The 20,564-nt window shown below is 74.8% G+C and carries 23 protein-coding genes; 14 read left to right on the top strand and 9 right to left on the bottom strand.

Annotated features, from left to right (window positions below; translation table 11 throughout):
• Nucleotides 1–48 precede the first annotated feature (48 nt).
• A complete protein-coding gene (locus ACQPYN_RS27360; RefSeq protein WP_433029765.1) occupies nucleotides 49–933 on the bottom strand; it encodes a heparin lyase I family protein in 885 nt (294 codons plus the stop codon).
• A gap of 158 nt (nucleotides 934–1,091) precedes the next feature.
• On the opposite strand from ACQPYN_RS27360, the gene ACQPYN_RS27355 reads away from it, so the two are divergent.
• The 3 genes from ACQPYN_RS27355 (at nucleotide 1,092) to ACQPYN_RS27345 (ending at nucleotide 3,997) form a co-directional block, all read left to right on the top strand.
• Entirely contained in the window at nucleotides 1,092–1,415 is a 324-nt protein-coding gene (locus ACQPYN_RS27355; RefSeq protein WP_433029763.1) for a hypothetical protein, read from the top strand.
• Nucleotides 1,416–2,156: 741 nt separating this feature from the next.
• Nucleotides 2,157–3,071: a hypothetical protein gene (locus ACQPYN_RS27350; protein WP_433029761.1), complete on the top strand. Its 915-nt coding sequence runs from the start codon at nucleotides 2,157–2,159 to the stop codon at nucleotides 3,069–3,071.
• 119 nt (nucleotides 3,072–3,190) lie between these two features.
• Nucleotides 3,191–3,997: a hypothetical protein gene (locus tag ACQPYN_RS27345; RefSeq protein WP_433029759.1), complete on the top strand. Its 807-nt coding sequence runs from the start codon at nucleotides 3,191–3,193 to the stop codon at nucleotides 3,995–3,997.
• A gap of 90 nt (nucleotides 3,998–4,087) precedes the next feature.
• Here the strand turns inward: ACQPYN_RS27345 and ACQPYN_RS27340 are convergent, their stop codons facing one another.
• The 4 genes from ACQPYN_RS27340 to ACQPYN_RS27325 all read right to left on the bottom strand — a co-directional run bounded on the left by ACQPYN_RS27340 (nucleotide 4,088) and on the right by ACQPYN_RS27325 (nucleotide 6,984).
• Entirely contained in the window at nucleotides 4,088–4,633 is a 546-nt protein-coding gene (locus ACQPYN_RS27340) for a hypothetical protein (RefSeq protein WP_433029757.1), read from the bottom strand.
• A gap of 206 nt (nucleotides 4,634–4,839) precedes the next feature.
• Nucleotides 4,840–5,463, bottom strand: a complete 624-nt coding sequence (locus ACQPYN_RS27335) for a hypothetical protein (protein ID WP_433029755.1) — start codon at nucleotides 5,461–5,463, stop codon at nucleotides 4,840–4,842.
• Nucleotides 5,457–6,353, bottom strand: a complete 897-nt coding sequence (locus tag ACQPYN_RS27330) for a phospholipase effector Tle1 domain-containing protein (protein WP_433029752.1) — start codon at nucleotides 6,351–6,353, stop codon at nucleotides 5,457–5,459. The genes ACQPYN_RS27335 and ACQPYN_RS27330 overlap by 7 nt, the downstream gene beginning before the upstream one ends.
• A 40-nt stretch (nucleotides 6,354–6,393) precedes the next feature.
• Complete coding sequence (locus tag ACQPYN_RS27325; protein WP_433029749.1) at nucleotides 6,394–6,984, bottom strand: TetR/AcrR family transcriptional regulator; 591 nt, start codon at nucleotides 6,982–6,984, stop codon at nucleotides 6,394–6,396.
• A 124-nt stretch (nucleotides 6,985–7,108) separates the two neighbouring features.
• On the opposite strand from ACQPYN_RS27325, the gene ACQPYN_RS27320 reads away from it, so the two are divergent.
• On the top strand, nucleotides 7,109–9,145 hold the full coding sequence (locus ACQPYN_RS27320; RefSeq protein WP_433029747.1) for an acyltransferase family protein: 2,037 nt from the start codon (nucleotides 7,109–7,111) through the stop codon (nucleotides 9,143–9,145).
• Nucleotides 9,146–9,154: 9 nt separating this feature from the next.
• On the opposite strand, the gene ACQPYN_RS27315 is transcribed toward ACQPYN_RS27320, so the two are convergent.
• Nucleotides 9,155–9,316 carry a hypothetical protein gene (locus tag ACQPYN_RS27315; protein WP_274194169.1) on the bottom strand — a complete coding sequence of 54 codons (162 nt, stop codon included), beginning with the start codon at nucleotides 9,314–9,316 and terminating at the stop codon, nucleotides 9,155–9,157.
• 203 nt (nucleotides 9,317–9,519) lie between these two features.
• Between ACQPYN_RS27315 and ACQPYN_RS27310 the strand changes: the two genes are divergently transcribed.
• Nucleotides 9,520–9,684 carry a hypothetical protein gene (locus ACQPYN_RS27310; protein ID WP_274190567.1) on the top strand — a complete coding sequence of 55 codons (165 nt, stop codon included), beginning with the start codon at nucleotides 9,520–9,522 and terminating at the stop codon, nucleotides 9,682–9,684.
• 47 nt (nucleotides 9,685–9,731) lie between these two features.
• The gene (locus ACQPYN_RS27305) at nucleotides 9,732–10,841 is read left to right on the top strand and encodes a C39 family peptidase (RefSeq protein ID WP_433029743.1); all 1,110 of its coding nucleotides are present in this window, start codon (nucleotides 9,732–9,734) and stop codon (nucleotides 10,839–10,841) included.
• A gap of 20 nt (nucleotides 10,842–10,861) precedes the next feature.
• Here ACQPYN_RS27305 and ACQPYN_RS27300 read toward each other — a convergent pair whose 3' ends face one another.
• Entirely contained in the window at nucleotides 10,862–11,482 is a 621-nt protein-coding gene (locus tag ACQPYN_RS27300) for a hypothetical protein (RefSeq protein WP_433029741.1), read from the bottom strand.
• 239 nt (nucleotides 11,483–11,721) lie between these two features.
• Here ACQPYN_RS27300 and ACQPYN_RS27295 point away from each other — a divergent pair, with 239 nt between their 5' ends.
• Both ACQPYN_RS27295 and ACQPYN_RS27290 read left to right on the top strand, forming a co-directional pair.
• Entirely contained in the window at nucleotides 11,722–12,075 is a 354-nt protein-coding gene (locus ACQPYN_RS27295) for a VOC family protein (RefSeq protein ID WP_433029739.1), read from the top strand.
• A 139-nt stretch (nucleotides 12,076–12,214) separates the two neighbouring features.
• Nucleotides 12,215–13,300, top strand: coding sequence for a GNAT family N-acetyltransferase (locus ACQPYN_RS27290; protein WP_433029736.1), 1,086 nt, complete (start codon nucleotides 12,215–12,217; stop codon nucleotides 13,298–13,300).
• A 7-nt stretch (nucleotides 13,301–13,307) separates the two neighbouring features.
• On the opposite strand, the gene ACQPYN_RS27285 is transcribed toward ACQPYN_RS27290, so the two are convergent.
• Together ACQPYN_RS27285 and ACQPYN_RS27280 are read right to left on the bottom strand one after the other, a co-directional pair.
• Nucleotides 13,308–14,561: a cytochrome P450 gene (locus ACQPYN_RS27285; protein WP_433029733.1), complete on the bottom strand. Its 1,254-nt coding sequence runs from the start codon at nucleotides 14,559–14,561 to the stop codon at nucleotides 13,308–13,310.
• A 2-nt stretch (nucleotides 14,562–14,563) separates the two neighbouring features.
• Complete coding sequence (locus tag ACQPYN_RS27280; protein ID WP_433029731.1) at nucleotides 14,564–15,220, bottom strand: LuxR C-terminal-related transcriptional regulator; 657 nt, start codon at nucleotides 15,218–15,220, stop codon at nucleotides 14,564–14,566.
• Nucleotides 15,221–15,501: 281 nt separating this feature from the next.
• On the opposite strand from ACQPYN_RS27280, the gene ACQPYN_RS27275 reads away from it, so the two are divergent.
• The 6 genes from ACQPYN_RS27275 (at nucleotide 15,502) to ACQPYN_RS27250 (ending at nucleotide 20,558) form a co-directional block, all read left to right on the top strand.
• Nucleotides 15,502–16,257 (top strand): LuxR C-terminal-related transcriptional regulator, encoded by a 756-nt coding sequence (locus ACQPYN_RS27275; RefSeq protein ID WP_433029729.1) that lies wholly within the window; start codon nucleotides 15,502–15,504, stop codon nucleotides 16,255–16,257.
• 105 nt (nucleotides 16,258–16,362) lie between these two features.
• Nucleotides 16,363–17,265 carry a glycosyltransferase family 2 protein gene (locus tag ACQPYN_RS27270; RefSeq protein ID WP_433029727.1) on the top strand — a complete coding sequence of 301 codons (903 nt, stop codon included), beginning with the start codon at nucleotides 16,363–16,365 and terminating at the stop codon, nucleotides 17,263–17,265.
• Entirely contained in the window at nucleotides 17,262–17,723 is a 462-nt protein-coding gene (locus ACQPYN_RS27265; RefSeq protein WP_433029725.1) for a hypothetical protein, read from the top strand. The genes ACQPYN_RS27270 and ACQPYN_RS27265 overlap by 4 nt, the downstream gene beginning before the upstream one ends.
• A complete protein-coding gene (locus ACQPYN_RS27260) occupies nucleotides 17,720–18,832 on the top strand; it encodes a GNAT family N-acetyltransferase (protein WP_433029723.1) in 1,113 nt (370 codons plus the stop codon). The genes ACQPYN_RS27265 and ACQPYN_RS27260 overlap by 4 nt, the downstream gene beginning before the upstream one ends.
• Entirely contained in the window at nucleotides 18,829–19,758 is a 930-nt protein-coding gene (locus ACQPYN_RS27255; RefSeq protein ID WP_433029721.1) for a glycosyltransferase family 2 protein, read from the top strand. The genes ACQPYN_RS27260 and ACQPYN_RS27255 overlap by 4 nt, the downstream gene beginning before the upstream one ends.
• The gene (locus ACQPYN_RS27250) at nucleotides 19,755–20,558 is read left to right on the top strand and encodes a polysaccharide deacetylase family protein (protein ID WP_433029719.1); all 804 of its coding nucleotides are present in this window, start codon (nucleotides 19,755–19,757) and stop codon (nucleotides 20,556–20,558) included. Before ACQPYN_RS27255 ends, ACQPYN_RS27250 begins: the two co-directional genes overlap by 4 nt.
• Nucleotides 20,559–20,564: the final 6 nt, after the last annotated feature.

Raw genomic sequence — 20,564 nt, 5'->3', positions numbered from 1 at the left:
GCCAGGTTAGGGGCGCGGGTGCCGGTCGCGCGTGAGGCCAGGCTGGAGCTAGTCCCTCGCGCGCGGCCCGATGCCGCCGACCCCCGCGGCGTCCCGCCCGATCTTGAGGTCGGTGACGATGATCGAGCCGCCCTCGCGGATGGCCTGCGCGCGGTACATGCCCATCTTCAGGTAGGCCGCGTGCGTGCTCATCGTCCCGTCGCGCGGGCTCCAGTTCGTGACACCGGTGGGCCGACCGTCCCGCCACACCGTCACCGAGCCCTCGCTCGGGTCCTGCGCGAACGTGATCTTCATCGTGAGGTCGATCCGCTGCCCCGGCGACACCGGTCCGATCGCCTGCATGTCGTCGCCCTCGCTGACCATGTACAGCTGGCCGCGGGTGACCTGGAGCGCGAGCGGCGGCGACCCGTTGGGCGACGTGTGGTGCCACTGCAGGATGACCTGCCAGTTGCCCGTGTCCGTGGGGAAGTCGTCGGAGAGCTGCGCGGTGTAGCGGACGAACTGCTGGTCGCCGTCGACCGGCTCGGTGCCCGGGCCCTGCGGCAGCACCTCGCTGCGCTTGCCGCCGGGCCCGAGGGAGAACTGCCAGGCCTGACGGTCCGGGTCGTCCGGGTTCTCGACGATCCGCGGGCGGGGTCCGTTCTCGACCAGCCCGTCGTTGGCGCTGTTGTCGAACAGATCGGAGAACGCCCCGGACGCGGCGTCGAACAGGGCGCCGATCACGGGCTGCGGCCCCTCGCTGGTCGGGGTGGTGGACACCGCGGGCGGCGTCACGGGCACCACGGGCAGGGCCGACGACGACGAGGCGTCCGGGCTGCTGGGCACGACCGGGGCGAACAGGCCCGCGGGCGCCGCCGACGACGGGGCCGCCTCCAGCGGGGCGGACGTCGACACCGGCGAGCCGGGCGTGGTCAGCGCGAAGAGCGCGGCCACCCCGCCACCGCCGATCAGGCCGATCGTGGCGCGCAGGGGAGGCCCCGGCGGCGCGCGGACGGCGCAGCGGTCTCACTCGCGCCGTCCTGGCCTGCGGCCGTGGTCGGCGTCGCGGTCGTGGTCGGCGCGGCGGTGGCGACCCGGGAGGTCGGGGCGGCGTGGCGACCGCTGGGGGCCCGATCGCGGTGACGGTGTCGGGGACGGACCGGGCCTGCGTGGCGTCGATCGCGGCGTGCCGGCCGGTGGACGTCGGCGAGGTCAGCGCGGTCACCGAGGTCACCGAGGTCGATGCGGGGGCCGCGGTCGCGGCGACGTGGGTGGTCGGGGCCTCGGCGGGGTCGACCTGCGCCGTGGGTGCGTCGGCGATCGGAGGGAGCGCGATCGGGGGGATCGCGATCGGGGGGATCGCGATCGGGGTCGTGGGGTCGTCGTCGCCGGCGGGGCCGGGAGCCGCGTCGACGTCACGGTGGGCGGCGCGGTGACGTGTTGCGCCGGTCGTCGGCGCCACGAACGGCGCAGTGCCGGGAGCACGCCGGTGACGCGGGCGGCCGTCGTCGTCGGTGCGGTCACTGCCGCCACCGGGCACGCTGCCGGGCACGCGGAGGCCGCGGTGAGCGCGGCGGTTGCGTGGTCCGCGTCGGCCGTCGCCGGGCGAGGGGTCGGCGTGGGTCACCACGTCGGTCATCGAGGGCGTCTCCCGGGTCGGTCCGGGCGGGCGTCTCGCGCCCACCCCGCGGCCGTGCGGATCGTGCTCATGTGCGAACAGATTGTCACCCGACCGAGGCCTCAAGGTGCTTCCGAGCGTGTCCTTGGGCCGAACGGCGTGCCCCTCGCGGCGGATGGCTGCTCCATCCTGCCTGCACGCCTCCGCCACACGCGGTCGGCCGACCCCCGGGCTTCGGACCGCGCAGATCTCGGTCCGGTCACGGGGCGGTGTCGGCCCGGCGTCGACGACCGGTCCGACGGACGGCGTCGGCGTCGCAGCGTCCTCACGCCGACCCGGGCCGCAGCCCGTTCGGCGCGTGTCCCGGGCGGGTCGTCGCCGTGGATCCGCCCGATCCGCCGGAGATGAGGGGTTCGCGGTCGGCGTCACCGCTCGCCGTGCTCCGAACGGGTGAGTGGCGCGGCCGGTCGTCGCGCCCCGACGGCGCGTGGGCGGCGCTCTCCTCAGGCTCTCTCAGGTTCGCGGTGCGTGCCCGGCCGATTCCCTAGCGTTCCCGGCGATGAACACGACGACCACACCGGAGCGCCCCGCCACGGGGTCGGGTCCAGGCACCACGAGAGGTCCCCGCGGCCGTGACGGTGCCGGCCTGCTGCGGATCGGGCTCCACCTGATGCTGGCGGCCCTGCCGCTGCTGGCGATCTCCGCCCACGTGTTCGGCGTCATCAGGATGCAGGACTCCGCACCGATCCTCGTCATCCCCCTGGCCGCCGGGATCGTCGCCCTCACCGTGCTCGCGCCGCACCAGGGCGACCGCGTCATCGCGCAGGGCATGCTCTGGGGTGTCGTGGGCTGCGCGATCTACGACGGCTTCCGGCTCACCACCGTCCACGTCTTCGGCTGGTGGGCCGACTTCATCCCCACCATGGGCACCTGGATCACGGGCGACCCGAACGACATGACCTCCGGCGCCGTCGTCGGCTACCTCTGGCGCTACATCGGCGACGGCGGCGGCATCGGCATCACGTTCTTCGCGGTCGCGTCCGCCCTCGGCCTGCAGAAGTGCTCGCGCCGCACGGCAGTGCTCGCCGCGGTCGCCTTCTCGGTCTTCCCCGTGTGGGCCGGCCTGATCGCCACCGTGTGGATCGCGCCGCAGGGCCAGACGATGATGTTCCCGGTCACGGCGACGACACTGACGCTCTCGCTCGTCGGCCACCTGATCTTCGGCTGGATCATGGGCCTCGGCTTCCATCGCTCCCGGGCGGTGCGCGAGTCCTGGCCCTGGGAGCCGCTCACCGGCAGCATGCCGGCCCTCCCGGCCGGCAGCGCCCGGACGGCCCGCCCGGCCCTCCTGCCCTCGCCGCGGACGCCGCACACGCCGCCGGCCGGGCAGGCGATCGACCCCGACACCTGGGAGCTCTGGCGCCAGCGCCTCGAGGAGAACTCCCGCGCCCGGCGCACCCGCAGCCTGCACTGACCTCGTCACACCCCGCTGTCACATCCCCCTCTGGCCCCGCTCCCCAGCGCCGCCCCGGCCCCGGCCCGCTCCTCGCGGGTCGGGGCCGTCGCGGTTCACCCGGAAGCGATACTGACCCGGTGGCGCGACGCTCCGGGGTGCTGGCCGTCCTCGTGCTCCTGCTCGCGCTCGTCGCGGGATGCGGCAGCGAGGACCCGCTCACCGAGGTCCGCGACGCGGTCGGCCGGACCTACGAGCAACGCACCGCGCGGGTGGCGTTCACGTCCCGCACCGGCCCGCCGGGCACGCCCGGCACCGAGGTGACGGGCAGCGGCGTCGCGGACCTCGTCGCGCGCAGCGCCGACACGACCGTCACGGTGCCCCTGCTCGGCGGTGGGACCCGGGTCCTGCTGGTCGGTGGGCAGCTCTACGCCCAGGTGCCGCCGGCGATCGCGCTCCTGGTCCCCGGTGGACGGCCGTGGGCGTCGATCGCCCTCGACCGGCTGGCGGCCGCGACGCTCGGCGGCCCGCTGCCGCAGCTCGCGGGGACGCCGACCGACCCGTTGCAGCAGGTGGCCGCCCTCCAGGGCGTCACCGAGGCCCGTCTCGTGGGGCCGGAGCCGGTGGACGGGACGCCCACGACGCACTACGCCGCGACCGTGGACCTGCTCGTCACCCCGGCGGCGGCGGACCCGGCGCAGCGACCGGCGATCGACCGCCTCGTCGCGCAGATCGGCACGAACCGTCTGCCGACCGACTGCTGGGTCGACGAGCAGGGACTGCTGCGCCGCATCGCCCAGACCACCACGGCCCCCGAGCGCCCGGGCCGTCCCGCGACCTCGACCGCGGTCACCGTGGACCTCACCGAGCACGGCCTGCCGGTCACCGTGGCGCCACCGCCCGCCGACCAGGTCACCGACATCGGGGCGCTCCTGCCGGCGGGCTGACCCGGGCGCGAGCGTCGCAGGCGGACAGCAAGCGGCCCCGGTGACGTTTCGGGGACGTCACCGGGGCCGCGGGCTGTGCGGCGTCCTGGATCAGGACGCGGCGGGCACCATGGCCGGGATGTCGGTGACCGTGGGCGCCTGGGTGGCCGAGGAGGCGGTGCCCTCGGACTGCTCGGACTCCTCGGACTGCTCGGACTGCTCCGAGGTGGCCTGGGACTCCTCGGAGGTGGCCTGCTCGGTGGCCTCCGAGGTGGCCTCGTCCTCCTCCTCCTCGCCGCCGGCGGACGGCAGCTGGCCGAGGATCTCGCTGGCCGGCGGGCAGGCCGCGTCGTGCACCGGCGCGACGGCCTCGTTGCCGGCCTCGAGGGCCTGGGCGGTGGCGTTGCCCGTGGCGCCGTTGACGGTGGCGTCGAGCTGCTCGTTCGCCGGGTCGACGATCGGGATCTCGCAGTCGTTCTGGTGCTCGCCGGAGTGCTCGGCCTCGCCGTGCGAGCTCTCGTGGCCGTGGGACGAGGGCGCCTCGCCGGCGAACGCCATCCCGGTGCCGCCGCCGATCAGGGCGAAGGCGGCGGTGGCGGTGAACAGCCCGCGACCGGCGACGGTCGTCATCGAGCCGGTGCGGCGAGCAGAGTGCATGCCCATACGGAAGAACCCCTCGCGTCAGGTGGGAAGCGGTGGACGGCGCGCGGGGGCGAGCCCCGGGTGCCTCGGGGAACGTGACGCTGCGTTCCCCGAGGCGGACAACGAGGGATGTCACGACTCGATAACGGTCGTGTCGCGGACTCACTCGGACGAGGGACAACCGCGGCGCGACATGTCTCCACGGCCGGTGGAGGTCCCCGTCAGGGGAGCCGAGTCACCCACAGGCTCACCGCGCCGGCGTTGGAGAGGTAGCCGGTCCACGCGTCGTTGGCGAAGGCGTAGAGGTAGCCGCCGCGTCCCACGACGAGCTCGCGCCCGCCGGTGGGCCCGATCGGCAGGGTCGTGCCCTCCCGCACCGTGCCGTCGACGTCGACGACGTCGTCGGCCACGGTGACGACGAGCTCGAGCCACCGCGCCTCGGGGACCCGCCGGCTGCCGACGACGTCGCTGCGCGGGTTGCCGGTGACGCGCTCGATCAGCCGGCGGGCCCCGTCGAGCACCGTCCCCACCGCGTACGCGGGCCACGACGTGACCGGCCAGGGGGACGCCCCGGTCCCCGGGGAGGTGACGAGGTGGTCGCGCCAGCGCCCGGAGACCGCGAGCGCGTACCGCCCCGGCACCACGTAGAGCCCGGTCTCCACCCACGGCTCGGCGGCCTCCACCGTGACCTCGGCCGTCTCGCCGGGCTCCAGCACGCGTCCGGGGCGGTAGGGCGGGACGAGGTCGTCCTGGACACGACAGTGCCGGCGAGCCACCGCGGACGCGTGGACGTCCGGCGCGCCCTCGACGATCCGCGGGACGGCGCGCGGGCGGGGGCTCAGCACGCGCCAAACCCCGTCGACGCCGTCGTCGAGGTCCGCGCACGGCCGGCCCTGCGGGAGCGGCGGCACGTCGTCGCGCCAGCGGGGGTGACCGTGGCGTCGAGCTCCTCGACCATCCAGCGCAGCGCCCCGTCGGACAGCCCGGTCTCGGGCTTGCCGCCGCCGACGTCGCCGTGCCCGCCGGGGAACCAGACCTGGGCGAAGGACGCGTGCCGCCCGGGCGGCGGCGTCGGCCACGCCGAGGGCACGTACGGCCCGCGTCGCTCGTCGGCCGCCAGGCCCTGGCGGGCGTGCCGGACGTCCGGGGCCAGCTCGAGGTCGTGGAACGCGACGCCGGCCCGGCCCGTCAGGCCCGAGAGCAGCCCGAAGGTGCGCGGGATCCCCAGCGCGCCGACCGTGTCCCACACGCCGAGGAACGCGACGGGGGCCGTGTCGTCGGGGCCGAAGCCGGGGTGGAACGCGATCCCGGCGCCGGACAGGTCGCCCTTGGCCCGGTAGCCCTCGGTGAACACACGCGCGACGACCGCGGTGCGCGTCGCGTCGTCCTGGTCGGGGGAGAAGGCCACCAGCCCGCACTGCGCGAGCATCCCCACGGTGCTGCGCACGGTGAACGCCCCGCGGCTGAAGCCGAGGAGCACGAGCTCGTCGCCGGGCCGGAACGTCTCGGCCAGCCAGCGGTAGACCTCGCGGACGTGCTCGCCGAGGTCCGTCCCGAGGGCCCCGTCGAGCACCCGGCGGAGCGGCCCGCCGTCGGTGCCGACGCCCGGGAAGTAGCGCGGCAGTTGATCGTCGGCGGTCGCGAGCCGTGCGTGGAGGCGGGCGACGTTGGTGTCGTCGGTGGCGGTGTTCCAGGTGCCGTCGCAGGAGACGACGAGACGCCGCGGCACGCTCACCCGATCAGTGTGGTGCCTCGTTGATCATCCTGCGAGGCGATCACTCGGCGAGGGCGCCCGCGAGCACGGTCTCGAGCAGGTCGGCGAGCTCGGTGGCGAGGTCGAACGGCGCGGGTTCGACGTCGATCCAGCGGATCACGGCCGAGAAGTAGCCGAGCGCCAGCATCCGGCCGACCTGGTCGGCGCTGGCGTGCGGGCGCAGCGCGACGCCCGAGTCGATGACGAACTCGGCGAGGTCGCGGACGAGGGGGTGGGTCACCAGCCAGTCGGTGTGACGCAGCCGCGGGGGCATGAGGGCGACCGTCTCGCGCCGGGTCTCGACGTTGAGGTCGGCCAGCGCCGAGAGGTAACGGCCGAGGACCTCGCGCAGCGGCAGCGGGGCCGCGGGGTCGTGGGCGAACGACGAGGCCGCGCGCTCGCGCCGTCGCAGGGCCCACTCGTCGAGGAACGCCATCTTGCGGGGGAAGTGGTTGAACACCGTCGTCCGCGAGAGGCCGGAGCGGGCGGCGACGTCGTTCATCGACGTCTCGTCGAAGCCCTTCTCGACGATCAGCGCCACCGCGGCCTCGAAGACGCGGTCGTGGCGCTCGTGCCGCTTGCGGGTGCGTCGGGGCATCTCCGCGGTCTCCATCGCGCCCAGTAGAGCACGTGCCCCGGCCCGGCATCCGCACCTCACGGGCCGTGCGGGAAGCTGGTCACCGGCAGCGAGCGGGCTGCCGCAGGGTGTGACGGGGTGAGGGCGAGGGGGAACGGGAGTGGCGGGTCTCGAGACCGTCGATCGCGCGCCGGGCACGACCCGCAGCGCGCGGCGTCCCGAGATCGAAGGGCTGCGGGGTCTCGCCGCCGTCCTCGTCGTCGTCTACCACGTCTGGATCGGGCGCGTCTCCGGCGGCGTCGACGTCTTCTTCCTGCTCTCGGGCTTCTTCATCCTCGGGATGACCGCGCGCAGCGCGATCCGGGGCGAGAAGGTCGCGCTCGCCACCACCTGGACCCGGCTGTTCTGGCGGCTCGTCCCCACCGCCGGGCTGGTCCTGGCCGTGAGCACGGTGGTCGCGGCGGTGCTGCTGCCGGCCTCGACGTGGTCGCGCAACCTGCACGAGCTGCTGGCCTCGGCGTTCTTCGTCGAGAACTGGCGCCTGGCGCTGGACTCGGTCGACTACTACGCCGACAACGGCGCCGCGAGCGTCGCCCAGCATTTCTGGTCGCTGTCGATCCAGGCGCAGTTCTACCTGCTGGCGCCGCTGCTGGTGCTCGCCGTGGCGCGGTGGGCACGGTTCCGTGGCGCCGACGTGCAGGCCGCGCTGCTCGCGGCCCTCGCCGCGGTCACGCTCGCGTCCTTCGCCCACTCGGTGATCGCCACGTCGTCCGACCAGGCCTTCGCCTACTTCGACGCCCGCACGCGCATCTGGGAGTTCGCGCTCGGCGGCGTCCTCGCCCTGGTGATCGACCGGGTGCGGCTGGGGAAGGTCGCCCGCGCCGTGCTCGGCTGGGTCGGTGTCGCGGGCCTGGTGACGTGCGGCGCGGTCCTCGACGTCGGCGCCGCCTTCCCCGGCTTCCTCGCGCTGTGGCCGGTGCTGTCCGCGGTCGCGATCATCGTGGCGGGCCGCGCCGGGGGCGCCGACCGGCTGCTCTCCACGCGCGCCGCCCAGTACCTGGGCACGATCAGCTTCCCGCTCTACCTGTGGCACTGGCCCGTGCTCGTCGTGTTCCTGGTGCTCGCCGGGCTCCCGACCGCGGGGCCGGTCGGCGGCCTGGTGGTCGTGGCGGTGTCCGTGGCCCTCGCGATCACCACCCACCACCTGCTCGAGGAGCCGCTGCGCGGGGTGTCGCTCGCGCGGCTGGGCCGGGTGCGGGGGCCGGCGCTCGTGGCCGCGTGCCTGGTCCCGGCTCTGGTCGCGCTCGGTCTGTGGTCGGCGGTGGCGGCGGCCGGTGCCGGCGCGCCGGTGGCCCTCGGCGACCCCTCCCACCCAGGCGCCCTGGCCCTGAGTTCCGGGGCACTCGCCGCGGACCACGTCGTCGACGGCGACCCCGCCGCGCCGGTGGAGCCGTCGCTGGCGCGGCTGCAGGACGACTGGGCGGACTACCGCGCCGGGTGCGCCCCGGTGGCCGACCACCCCGTGCTCGAGGAGTGCGTGCCGATCCGCGCCGAGGGCGAGCCGCAGCGCCGGGTCACCCTCGTCGGCGACTCCCACATGCAGCAGATCCTCCCGGCCCTCGAGCCGCTGGCGCGGGAGCAGCAGTGGGAGGTGCACACGCTCGTCCGCGCGCGCTGCCCGTTCTCGACGGCCTCGGAGACCGACCCGGGCGACGCCTCGTGCCTCGAGTGGAACGAGGCCGCGATCGAGCACCTCGCCGCCGCGCCGCCGGACGCGGTGGTCGTCAGCGCGTCACGCGACGTCCGGCAGGGGCTCACCGAGCAGACCCCGGAGGGCTTCGTGGCCGCCTGGCAGCGCCTCGACGCCGCCGGCGTCCCCGTCGTCGCGGTGCGCGACAACCCGCGCTTCGACCACCGCCCCGCGGAGTGCCTCGAGGCGCTCGGCCGCGGTGCCCCCGACTGCGAGATCCCCCGCGGCGAGCTCCTGGCCGCGGACCCGCCGTACGCGCTCCTCGACGGCGTGCCGGACAACGTCGGGTTCCTCGACCTCAGCGACGAGATCTGCACCCCGACGACCTGCCCGCCCGAGATCGGCAACGTGCTCGTCTACCTCGACGACAACCACCTCACGGCGTCCTACAGCCGCACGCTCTCCACGGCCGTGGGTCAGCGGCTGCCCGGGCTCCTGGGCTGGTGAGCCCGGCGGTCAGCCGCTCGGCTCCTCGCCCGAGCCGGCCAGGCCCTGCTCGTCGGGCTCGAGGTCGATGTCGAAGGCCGGCTCGACCTCCTCGGGGGCGGCGTCGGGCGCCGTGTCCGGGTTCTTCTCGTCGGGCTTCTTCTCGGTGGGGACCTTCGGGTCGCTGCTCATCACCGGGCTGCGTACCCCCGTCCCACCCCCGCGACGCCCGCTCCCGTGTCACGGGCGCGTGACGGCGCGGAGGTTGCGTCCGGGGTGGGAGACGAGGTCCGTGACGTTGCCGACGGGCGCCGGCCGCCAACCTCCACGGGGGGACAGCCGTCTGGATCCATGAGTGCCGGGGCGTTCCCGGCGCTCTCGAAGAGGAGAGACGGATGTTCGTCATCGTGGCCGTGGTCGTCATCGGCGTGTTCTTCGTGACCGGTGCCCTGCTGGGCGTCAGCGTCGCGCAGAACCAGGCGTCGGACCGTGCTCGTCGCACCGCCCGCGACCGGCACATCTCGGCGATCCGCACCGACGCGCTCATCACGCAGGCCTGAGGGCCCGGCCTCGGAACATTCCGCCCCACCGCCCACGTCGAAGCGGCGTGGACTTCGACGCGGGACACCCGGTGGCGCAGGACGTGCCCGCCGACGAGCCCACCGACCTCTTCACCGACCTCGACGGTGACGGGCTGGTCGACGTCACCGCGGTGGACACCGACGGCGACGGCGTGCTCGACCTGGCGTGGAGCGACGCGGACGGCGACCGGCTGGTCACCGACGACGAGGTCCACCCGGTGACCGACGGCGGCTGGTCGACCGACTGGTACCGCCACGAGGACAACTTCCGGGACGGGGCCCTGCCCGCCGACGCCTCGGCGGCCCGCGAGGACCAGGGCATGCACGGCGACCCCGAGCAGGCCTCCTCGTACTGGTACGCGCAGTCGGTCAACGGCTACTGCGTGCCGGCGGCGGTCGCGCAGGTCGTGGGCGAGTGGCAGGGCACCAACGTCGGCGAGGGCGAGGTCGTGGCCCGCGCGGTCGAGCACGGCTGGCTCACCACCACCGACACGAACGGGGACGGGGCCCCGGACGACGCGTCGGGCATGACGTCGTCGGAGGGCGAGGCGCTGCTCGAGAGCTACGGCATCCCCGCCACCACCACGCACGGGAGCCTGAAGGACCTCGAGCTCCTGCTCGACCGGGACCGCGACATCATCGCCTACGTCGACTCCGACGAGGTCTGGTACGGCGCGGAGGACGACACCTCGGACGGCGGCTCCGACGCCAACCACGCCGTCGTGGTGACGGGGATCGACGACGAGAACGTCTACCTCGCCGACCCCGGCGACCCGAGCGGCGCGATCTCGGTGGTGCCGCGGGAGACGTTCGAGGACGCCTGGTCGGACTCCGGCCACGAGATGCTCGTGACCGACATCGCGCCGCCGCAGACCGCGCCCGCCGACAACGCCCCGGAGCACCAGCTCCCACCCGAGGGCCACCCGGCCGCGACGTCCGGCACTCCTCCGGCCGACGTCTCGAAGCCGGCGATCGGCGACGGCCGCGGCCTGCTCTCGGTGGGCTCGACCGGGGTGGTGTTCCTGCCGATCGTGCTGCGCGACGTCGCGGTCGCGACGGCCGGCGTCTCCGCCCTGCTCGCCGCCGCCGGCATCGTCCGCCGTCGCCCCCCACGTGAGCGAAGTTCCCGGCTATAGCCGGGAACTTCGCTCACGGGTCAGGAGCCGCAGGCCGTGGCGACGGTCTGGGCGACGCGGGTGGTGACCGTGCCGTAGTCCTCGGTGGAGCCGTCGCGCAGCCAGCCGAGGATGTCGTCCGAGCCGGCGACGAAGGCGTCGTGCTCGGGCGAGGTGGCGCCGTAGGTCGCGGCGAGCGCGTCCCCACTGGCGTCGACGACCCCGGTCCACCCGTCGCTCGGCGTCTGCCCGAGCGAGGTGACGGTGTCGTCCAGGGCGTCGGCGACGACCGTGGCGCACTGGTGGGCGACGGTCGGGGAGACGGGGGCGCTCGCGGGGCTGGGGGCGCTCGCGGCCGTGGTGGACACGGCGTCGACGAGCGACGGGAGCTGCGAGCCGATCCCGATCAGCGCGATCGCGGCACCCGCGACGGCGACGGCCAGCGGGGCGCGGGTGCCGGGGCGAGCGGTGCGTGGCGCCGTGCGGACGGCGCGGGCGGGGTGGGCGGCCACCGCGCCGTGGGGCGGGGTGGGCACGCCGGTGACCGGGTGCGGGCGGTAGGCCGTCGGCGCGGGGTAGCCGAGCCCGGCGGGCGGGGCGTCCTGCGGCACGAAGCGGTGGGCGGGCGCCGGGACGGGGCCCGGGACCACGGCCAGCGTCACGAGGGTGTCCTCCCGCCGGTGGTGCTGCCCCATGATCGACCCCCGAACGGCCTAGCGTTCCAGCGGCCGGTCGGACGCTGTGTGTCCGGTTGTCGGAGCGACCGCGAGAACCGTTAGCCCTCAGGAGCCCGGATCGGGCGGGTCCACCGGATGGGGTGAACGTGGTCACCCGGGACGCCCAGCAGCTGGTCAGGGGAACATGACGCACCCTGTCAGGAACGGGTCCTAGCGTCGGCGGCATGTCCACGACACTCGCCATGATCAATCTCGACGGCCCCGACCCGCGGGCGCAGGCCACCTTCTACGGCGCCCTGCTCGGCTGGGACGTCGTCCACGCCGAGGACGAGTACGCGATGATCTCGGGCGAGGGTGCGCCGATCGGCTTCGGCCGCGTTCCGGGCTGGGTCGCGCCGCCGTGGCCCGACCCCGAGGGCACCAAGCGCTACCACCTCGACCTCGCGGTGGACGACCTCGACGCCGCGATCGACCGGGCCCGCGAGCTCGGGGCCTCGCTGCCCGACGACCAGCCGGGCGAGCGGTGGCGGGTCCTCCTCGACCCCGTCGGCCACCCCTTCTGCCTCTGCCCGAGGTAGCGCCCGAGGGCAGGCGGCCACCCCCACGGTGCTTACGTCGAGTGGTCCACTCGCACGACGTCACGCGCCCTTCACGTCCCTAGGCTTGCCGGGCACAGGGCCGGGGGCGGGGGACCCCGGGCGACGTGGGGGCGACGACGTGCAGATCAGGGTGGTCCGTCCGGACGAGCTCGGCGCGTCCGACCTCGAGAGCTGGCGCGCGTTCCAGGGCTCCGGGGCGACGGCGCACCCGTTCCTCGCGCCGGAGTTCGTGCTGGCCGTGGGGCGGGTGCGCCCGCAGCTGCGCGTCGCGGTGCTGGAGGAGTCGGCCGGCAGCGTCGGGTTCTTCCCCTTCGAGCGCGGGCCGCTGGGCTACGGCACCCCGCCGGCACCCGGGCTCACCGACGCGCACGGGCTGGTGCACGCCCCGGACATCGAGTGGGATCCGCAGCAGCTCCTGCGGGCGTGCGGGCTCTCGGTGTGGGAGTTCGACCACCTCGTCGACGGTCAGAAACCGTTCGAGCGCTTCCAGTCGCTGCGCGTCCCGTCGCCGGTGATGGACCTCGGCGGCGGCTACGCGGCGTTCCGGGCGCACGTGCGCTCGCGGTCGAAGTCGTTCCTCTCCGAGCTGGAGCGCAAGGGTCGGGCGCTCGGGCGCGCCCACGGCGCGGTGACGTTCACGCTCGGCACCGCGGACCGCGACGGGTTGCGCCAGATCATGGAATGGAAATCGCAGCAGTACCAGCGCACCGGACGCAGTGACCGGTTCCGCGTCCCCTGGATCCGCGAGCTGCTCGAGTCGCTGCTGGACACGCGCACCGAGTCGTTCGCCGGCACGCTCTCGGTGCTCCGGGCCGGTGACACCCCGGTCGCCGGGCACTTCGGCCTGCGCAGCGGATCGTCGCTCGCCGGCTGGTTCCCGGCGTTCGACCTCGGGTTCCGCCAGTACTCCCCGGGCCTGCTGCACCACCTCATGCTCGCCGAGCACGCCGCGGCCGACGGCATCGTCGAGATCGACATGGGGCGCGGCGCCAAGGGCTACAAGGACTGCTTCCGCAGCCGTGACCTGATCGTCGCCGAGGGCCGGATCGTGCGCCGTGGCCCGTCCGCCGCGATGCACTGGGCGCGCCGCGAGCCGGTGCGGCGGCTGCGCAACCGGGTGCTCGACGACCCGCGCCTCTACGCCGCCGCCGACAGGGTCCTCAAGAGGGCCGCCTCGGTGCGCACGAGGGTCGTGCGCTCCTGAGACGTGGTCACACGGTGTACGGCAGCGCGACGATCCCGTGGTCGAACGACGACCGCAGCGGCTCCGCCGGACCGGCCGTGCGCAGGTGGGGCAGGCGCGCGAGCACCGCCCGGAACAGGGCTCCCAGCTCGCGGCGGGCGAGGTGGGCGCCGAGGCAGAGGTGCGCGCCGGGCCCGCCGAAGCCGACGTGCGGGTTGGGACGGCGCCCGACGTCGAAGGCGTCGGGGGCGTCGAAGACGGTCTCGTCCCGGTTGGCCGAGCCGTAGAACAGCACCACCTTGGATCCGGCCGGCAGCGGATGGCCGCGCAGCTCGTGGTCGCGGGTCAGCGTGCGCCGGAACTGGATGATCGGCGAGCACATCCGCACGATCTCCTCGATCGCGGTGCCCATCAGCGTGTCCGGATCGGCCGCGAGCCGCTCGCGCTGCCCCGGATTCTCGGAGAGCAGCACCAGCCCGTGCGACGCGGCGTTGCGCACGGTCTCGTTGCCCGCGACGAGGAGCAGGTCGAAGAACGATCCCAGCTCCCGCAGCGAGAGCCGCTCTCCGTCGACGTCGGCGGTGACCAGCGCGGACAGGATGTCGTCGCCCGGGTCGCGGCGGCGCTGCCTCCCGAGGCCCACGACGAATCGGCGGAGGTCGACGATCGCCCGCAGGTTCCCCAGCAGCAGCCGGGCCGTGGCGAGGCGGTGCATCTCCCCGCGCACCCCGGAGTACTCGGTCATGACGTCGATGCGCGAGAGGACGTACCCGCGTCGCTCGCGCGGGATCCCGAGCATCGAGCAGATCACGTGGATCGGCAGCTCGCGGGCCGCGTCGGCCACGAAGTCGCCCGAGCCCCGGCGCTCCAGCCGGCTGACGATCTCGTCGACGATCTCCCCGATCTCGAGGTCGAGGGCCTCGAGACGGCGGGGTGCGAACGCGCGGGACACGATCCGGCGCAGGCGCGCGTGCCGGGGGTCGTCCATGTTCACCAGGGGTCGGCCGAACACCATCGGGAGCCAGGGCGGCGGCTCGGGGCTCACCGCCGCGGGCTCGCTGGAGAACACGTCGGTGTGGCGGCTGGCCTCGAGCACGTCGGCGTGGCGCACCAGCGCGTGGAACCCGCCGCCGGGGCGGAGCAACGGCACCCGCGGCTCGGCGAAGAACACCGGACGGTCGAGGGCCCGCAGGTGCGCGAAGGCGGCGAGCCGCGCGGACTCGGGAGCCGCCCAGAACGCGAGGTCGGTGAGGTCGGGGAGGGTGGCGGCGTCGGCGTGCACCGTCAGCCGGCCCGGGAGGGCAGCGCCCGGCCGACCAGGAGGTCGTGACGCACGGCGAGCGAGGCGGCCTCCAGCCGCGAGTGCACCCCGAGCTTCGAGAGCATCGACTGCACGTGGCTGCGGACCGTCAGGGTGGCGATGCCGAGGCGGCGCTCCATCTCGCGGGTGCTCACGCCCTCGACGAGCAGGGCGAGGCACTCGACCTCGCGCTCGGTCAGCAACGACACCAGCCGCCGCGCGCGGGCCCCGGCCGGGTCCTGGTCCACCGGCGCGCGCGGGGCGCTGATCACGATCTCGCCGGCGGCCACCCGCCGCAGCGCCCGCAGCAGCGACTCGATCCCGTGACTGCGGTGCAGGTAGGCGCGGGCGCCGGCGGCCAGGGCGGCGTCGACCGAGGAGCGGAGGTCGTCGGAGGTGAGCACCAGGACCGCGGAGCGCCCGCCACCGGCGTCGCGCAGCGCGCGGACGAACACGGCGACGTCGCGGTCGGCGTCGGCGAGGTGGTCGGCGATCACCAGGTCCGGCCGGGCGGCCGCCACGACGGCGACCAGCTCGTCCCGGGAGGCCGGGCCGAGCGTCACGGCGTGCCCGTGCGCGGTGAGCGTCGTCCCGAGCAGATCGGTGAGCAGCGTCCCGCGCCCACCTACGACCACATCCATCGTTCCCCCCGGAGGAACATCCCTCGGCGTCCCAGCACGCCGGCGGTGTGTTCAGCGTGACCACCCGGTCGAGGGCACGTCAAGCACGGGGAGTGACGGCATCCGGGTGCCTTTCCCGGGCTGTGTAGGACGTTCGGGGTAGGAGCGGAGCCTGTGTGGTCGTACCGTCGCGGAGGTTGCTTGACGGCCCGTCACAGAACGGTTCCGTTTCGGATTGCGGACGGTTTCTCCTGCATCTTGAGGACGACTGTGGCGCACGTCATCCCTAACGTCCTCGGATCGTGCGTCCCGTCCAGGTGCTCGTCGTCGCGGACCGGCTGCTGCACGACCTGCTCGTCGCGCGGTGGTCCGGTGAACCGTCGCTGACCGTCGTCGTGCCCGCGCGCGCCGACGAGGCCTGGGACGAGCTCGCGGCCCGGCGGGCCGACGTCGTCGTGCTCGACCTGGCCGTTCGCCCGTCGCGGTGGGAGCGCGCCGTGGAGCTCCTCCGCGAGCGTCCGGTCGGGCCGCGCGTGGTGGTGCTCGCGGAGCCGGGCGACGACGACAGCGCGTGCGACGCGGCGCGGGCCGGTGTCTCGGGCTGGCTGCCGTCCGGGTCGTCGGTGGAGGACCTCACCGAGACGGTCCGCCTCGTGCACGCCGGCCACGGCATCTACCCGTCGCGGCTCCTCGCCACCGTCCTCGACGGGATGCGCCACGACGTCGCGGAGGCCCGGCGCCCGACCGGGCGGCTCAGCGCGCTCACCGAGCGGGAGGTCGAGGTGCTGCGCGCCCTCGTCGAGGGGCTCTCGGCCCGCGACATCGCCGACCATCTCGACGTCGCCGTCAACACCGTCCGGACGCACACCCACCGGATCTTCCGGAAGCTCGGCGTGCACGGCCGGCTCGAGGCGGTCCGCATCGCCCGCGCCGAGAGGCTCGCCCCGCTCGCGGAGGTCGCGGAGCACGCGGGCGTGACGGCGAGCTCGCCCCCGTCGCGGCCGGTGCGGCTGGTCCGGGAGCAGGAGGAGGAGGTGGGCCGGATCGTCGATCCCTGATGAATTCGTACTAGCTCGCCTGCTCCTCCGAAGCGATCCGGGGCCGCGAGCCGAGTCGTAACGTCCCTCGTCCAGGGAATTCGCCTCCCTTCCGATGGAGGAACGTTGACCGTCCAGCGCAACGGGGACGTGGGGGAGGGACGCCGCGTGCCCGTCGTCCCGCCGCCCCTCACCGTGTTCCCCGAGGTCCCGGTCGCGCGGGTCGTGGCACGGCCGGCCGCGACCCGTCCGAACAAGGTCTCGCTGGTGGTCCCGGCCATGAACGAGGCCACCAACATCTCCTGGGTCCTCGCCCAGGTCCCCAGCTGCGTCGACGAGGTGGTGCTCGTCGACGGGCACTCGCGCGACGCGACGGTGATGCTCGCGAAGTCGGCCCGACCGGACATCCAGATCGTCGAGCAGTCCGGGCAGGGCAAGGGCGACGCGCTGCGCGAGGGCTTCCTGGCGGCCACCGGCGAGCACATCGTCATGATCGACGCCGACGGCAGCATGGCCCCCGAGGAGATCCCGCACTTCCTGCACTTCCTCGACAACGGCTACGACTTCGTCAAGGGCTCCCGCTTCATGGGCGGGGGCGGGTCCCGCGACATCACGCGGCTGCGCCGCGGAGGGAACCGCGTGCTCGTCGGCATGGTCAACCGGATGCACGACACGTTCCTGACCGACCTCTGCTACGGCTACGTGGCCTTCCACCGGCGGTGCCTGCCCTACCTCGACCTCACCCGGCCCGGTTTCGAGGTCGAGACGTCGCTGACGGTCTCCGCACTGCGGGCCGGCCTGCGCATCGCCGAGGTGCCCAGCATGGAGATGCCGCGGCGCTACGGACGGTCGAACCTCCACGTCGTCCGCGACGGCACGCGCGTGCTGCGCACCCTGCTGCGCGAGCACGACCGCGGGCCCAGCGGCCTCGCCGTCCAGCGTCTGCGCCGCCTCGTCCACCAGCGCGACGAGGCCCGCCGCGCCCTCGACCCCACCGTCCTGACGGACCCCGGGGAGGTCCTGACGTGACGTCGGGCGCTGTCCCCCGGCGCCCGACCCGGCGGGTGCGTCACGTCGCGAGCCTCGCCGGCGCCGTGCTCGCACTCGCGGCGGGCTGGTGGGTCGCCGTCGTCCTCGACGCCCGGTCCGCGCCGGCGGTCACGGCCGTGCTCCTCGTGGTGCCCGTGCTCGCCGTCCTGGTGCCCACCCACCGTCTCGAACCGGTGGCGCGGGTGGTGCTCGCCGTGGGCTGGGTCCTCGCGCTCGACACCGTGGTGGCGCAGGTGATGCTCGCCTTCGGCGTGTGGGACGTCGGTGTCGGCGTCCTGGTGGTGACGGGGATCAGCGTCGCGGTGTGGGTGGGCGTCGAGCTGGCCACCCGGCGCGGCGACCGGGCCACGGAGGACCGGGCTGCGGAGGACCGGGCCGAGGGGGACCGGGCCGAGGGGGACCGGGCCGCGGGGTCGGCGGTCGAGGTGGGCCCGTGAACGTCGACGTCGTCCGTCCCGACGAGCTCGGCGAGGCCGAGCTCGGGCGGTGGCGCGCGTTCCAGGCGGCGACGCCGTCGCTGCACAGCCCGTTCCTGTCCCCGGAGTTCACCCGGATCGTGGGCGGGGTCCGGCCACGGACGCGGGTGGGCGTGCTCCGTGAGCACGACGAGATCGTGGGCTTCTTCCCGTTCGAGCGCGCGAGCCTGGGGCGCGGGCTGCCCGTCGCGCCGGGCCTCACCGACGCCCAGGGCCTCGTCCACGCCCCCGGCGTCGGCTGGGACGCCGTCGCCCTGCTCCGCGGTTGCGGCATCACCGTGTGGGAGTTCGACCACCTCGTCGCCGGCCAGCGCCCGTTCGCCGCCTACGAGGAGCTGCGCGCGGCGTCCCCGACGATCGACCTCGCCGACGGCTACGACCACTACCGCGGGATCCTCCAGGGACGCTCCCCGTCGTTCCTGCGGGACCTCGAGAAGAAGTACGCGAGGTTGGGGCGCCAGATCGGCCCCGTCACCGCCGTCCTCGACGAGCGCGATCCCGATGCGCTCGCCACCCTCACCGCCTGGAAGTCGGCGCAGTACCGCCGCACCGGACGGTCGGACCGCTTCGCCCACCGGTGGATCGTCGAGCTCGTCGAACGCCTCCTCCATGAGCGCAGCGACACGTTCGGTGGGCTGCTGACCATGCTCTACGCCGACGGTGCGCCAGTGGCCGGACACCTCGGGCTGCGGCAGGGATCGGTGATCGCCGCCTGGTTCCCGGCCTACGACACGGCGTTCCGGCGCTATTCCCCGGGCCTGCTCCAGCACCTGGCGATGGCCCACGAGGCGGCCGCCGACGGCGTCGAGGTCATCGATCTCGGTCGCGGCGACAAGACCTACAAGGACGAGCTGAAGACCCGGGAGATCCTCGTCGCCGAGGGGCGGGTGATCCGCGCGGTGCCCTCGGCCGCGGTCAACTGGCTGCGCCGGGCCCCCGTCCGGCGCCTGCGCCGCACCGTGCTGGCGAACCCGCGCCTCTACAGCGCCGCGGACCAGGTCCTGCGTGCCGCCGCCCGCACCCGCGACGCGCTCGGGCGCCGGGTGCGGAAGGAGGTCGACCCGCGATGAGCCGCACGGTCTCGGTGGTCATCTGCGCCTACACCGACGAACGCTGGGACGACGTGCTCGCCGCGGTGTCGTCGGTGGCCGACCGCCAGAGCGTCGCGCCGCACGAGGTGATCGTCGTGGTGGACCACAACCCGGCCCTGCGGGATCGCCTGGAGGACGCGCTCCCGGGCGCGGTGGTGGTCGCGAACGCGCAGGTCCGCGGCCTGTCCGGGGCGAAGAACACCGGCGTCGCGGCGTCGACGGGGGAGGTCGTCGCGTTCCTCGACGACGATGCCGTCGCCGGGACCGAGTGGGTGCGGACGTTCGCCGAGGGCTACGACGACCCGGCCGTGCTCGGGGTCGGCGGCCTCACCCTGCCGCGCTGGACGACCGACCGGCCGGTCTGGTTCCCCGAGGAGTTCGACTGGGTGGTCGGCTGCACGTTCGTCGGCCGCGAGGTGGGTGCCGTGCGCAACCTGCTGGGCGGCAACGCGTCGTTCCGCCGCGAGGCGTTCGACATCGCCGGCGGGTTCCCGACCCACATCGGGCGCACCGCCGCCCGCGCGCGCCCGCTCGGCTGCGAGGAGACCGAGTTCTGCATCCGGCTCGCGTCCCACCGGCCGGGCGCGCGCTTCGTGTACGACCCGCGGGCGGTGATCTGGCACCGGGTGCCGGCGGTGCGCGAGGGCTTCCGCTACTTCCGCGCGCGCTGCTACGCCGAGGGCCTGTCGAAGGCGCTGGTCGCGCGCAGCGTCGGCGCCACGGCCGCCCTCGCCGCCGAGCGCAGCTACGCGGCGGTGACGCTGCGCCGGGGTGTGGTCCGCGGCGTCGCGCAGGCCTGGCGTGGTGACCGCGGCGGGCTGGCGCGCGCCGGCGCCATCACCGCCGGGCTGCTCACCACCACGGCCGGCTACGCCGTGGGCACGCTGGCGCGGAGCGCGCCGTGACCGTCCCCGTGCTCATGTACCACTCGGTCGCCGCCGACCCGGCCGACGCGGTCCGTGGGCTGTCGGTGCACCCCGACCGGTTCGCCGCGCAGCTCGACCTCCTCGCCGCCGAGGGCTTCACCACGCTCACGGTCGGCGAGCTCGCGGCCGTGCGGCGCGGCGAGGTGGCGGCCCCCGAGCGTCCGGTCGTGCTGACCTTCGACGACGGGTACGCCGACTTCCACCGCGAGGCGCTCCCGCGGCTCGTGCGCGCCCGCGCGCGGGCGACCGTCTTCGTCACCACCGGGTGGCTCGACGACGCGGGCGCCGAGGCCGCCGGCGAGCCGCTGGACCGGATGCTCTCGTGGTCACAGGTCGGCGAGTGCGACGCGGCCGGCGTCGAGATCGGCGCGCACAGCCACAGCCACGCCCAGCTCGACCAGCTGCCGGACGCCGCCCTGCGCGACGAGCTCTCCCGCAGCCGGCGTCTCCTCGAGGAGCGGCTCGGGCACGAGGTCCCGCACCTGGCCTACCCCTTCGGCTACTCCAGCGCGCGGGTGCGCCGGGCCGTGGCCGACGCCGGGTACCGGCTCGCGGCGGCCGTCGGCAACCTCGCGGCTGCGCCGGGCTCCGACGGCTACGCGCTGCCGCGCCTCACCGTCGCGCGGGACACCGACCTCGACACCTTCGGGCGCGTGGTCCGCGGGGAGCAGCACGCCCGGATCTACTGGAAGCAGCGCACCCTCACCGCCGGGTACCTCGTCGTGCGCCGCGGGCGCTCGGCGCTGGCGGCGGTCTCGTCCGGGCGACGTCCCTCGTGACGGCGG

Origin of the sequence: Actinomycetospora sp. CA-053990, from assembly GCF_050948445.1 — a bacterium.
Classification (GTDB): Bacteria; Actinomycetota; Actinomycetes; order Mycobacteriales; family Pseudonocardiaceae; genus Actinomycetospora; species Actinomycetospora callitridis.
This window is presented reverse-complemented; position numbering and strand designations above follow the sequence as displayed.

Bases quoted from the DNA above. Each gene is read 5' to 3' on its own strand.
- ACQPYN_RS27350 (WP_433029761.1), top strand. From the start codon at position 2,157: ATGAACACGACGACCACACCGGAGCGCCCCGCCACGGGGTCGGGTCCA.
- ACQPYN_RS27340 (WP_433029757.1), bottom strand. From the start codon at position 4,633: ATGCACTCTGCTCGCCGCACCGGCTCGATGACGACCGTCGCCGGTCGC.
- ACQPYN_RS27325 (WP_433029749.1), bottom strand. From the start codon at position 6,984: ATGGAGACCGCGGAGATGCCCCGACGCACCCGCAAGCGGCACGAGCGC.
- ACQPYN_RS27315 (WP_274194169.1), bottom strand. From the start codon at position 9,316: ATGAGCAGCGACCCGAAGGTCCCCACCGAGAAGAAGCCCGACGAGAAG.
- ACQPYN_RS27310 (WP_274190567.1), top strand. From the start codon at position 9,520: ATGTTCGTCATCGTGGCCGTGGTCGTCATCGGCGTGTTCTTCGTGACC.
- ACQPYN_RS27295 (WP_433029739.1), top strand. From the start codon at position 11,722: ATGTCCACGACACTCGCCATGATCAATCTCGACGGCCCCGACCCGCGG.
- ACQPYN_RS27280 (WP_433029731.1), bottom strand. From the start codon at position 15,220: ATGGATGTGGTCGTAGGTGGGCGCGGGACGCTGCTCACCGATCTGCTC.
- ACQPYN_RS27255 (WP_433029721.1), top strand. From the start codon at position 18,829: ATGAGCCGCACGGTCTCGGTGGTCATCTGCGCCTACACCGACGAACGC.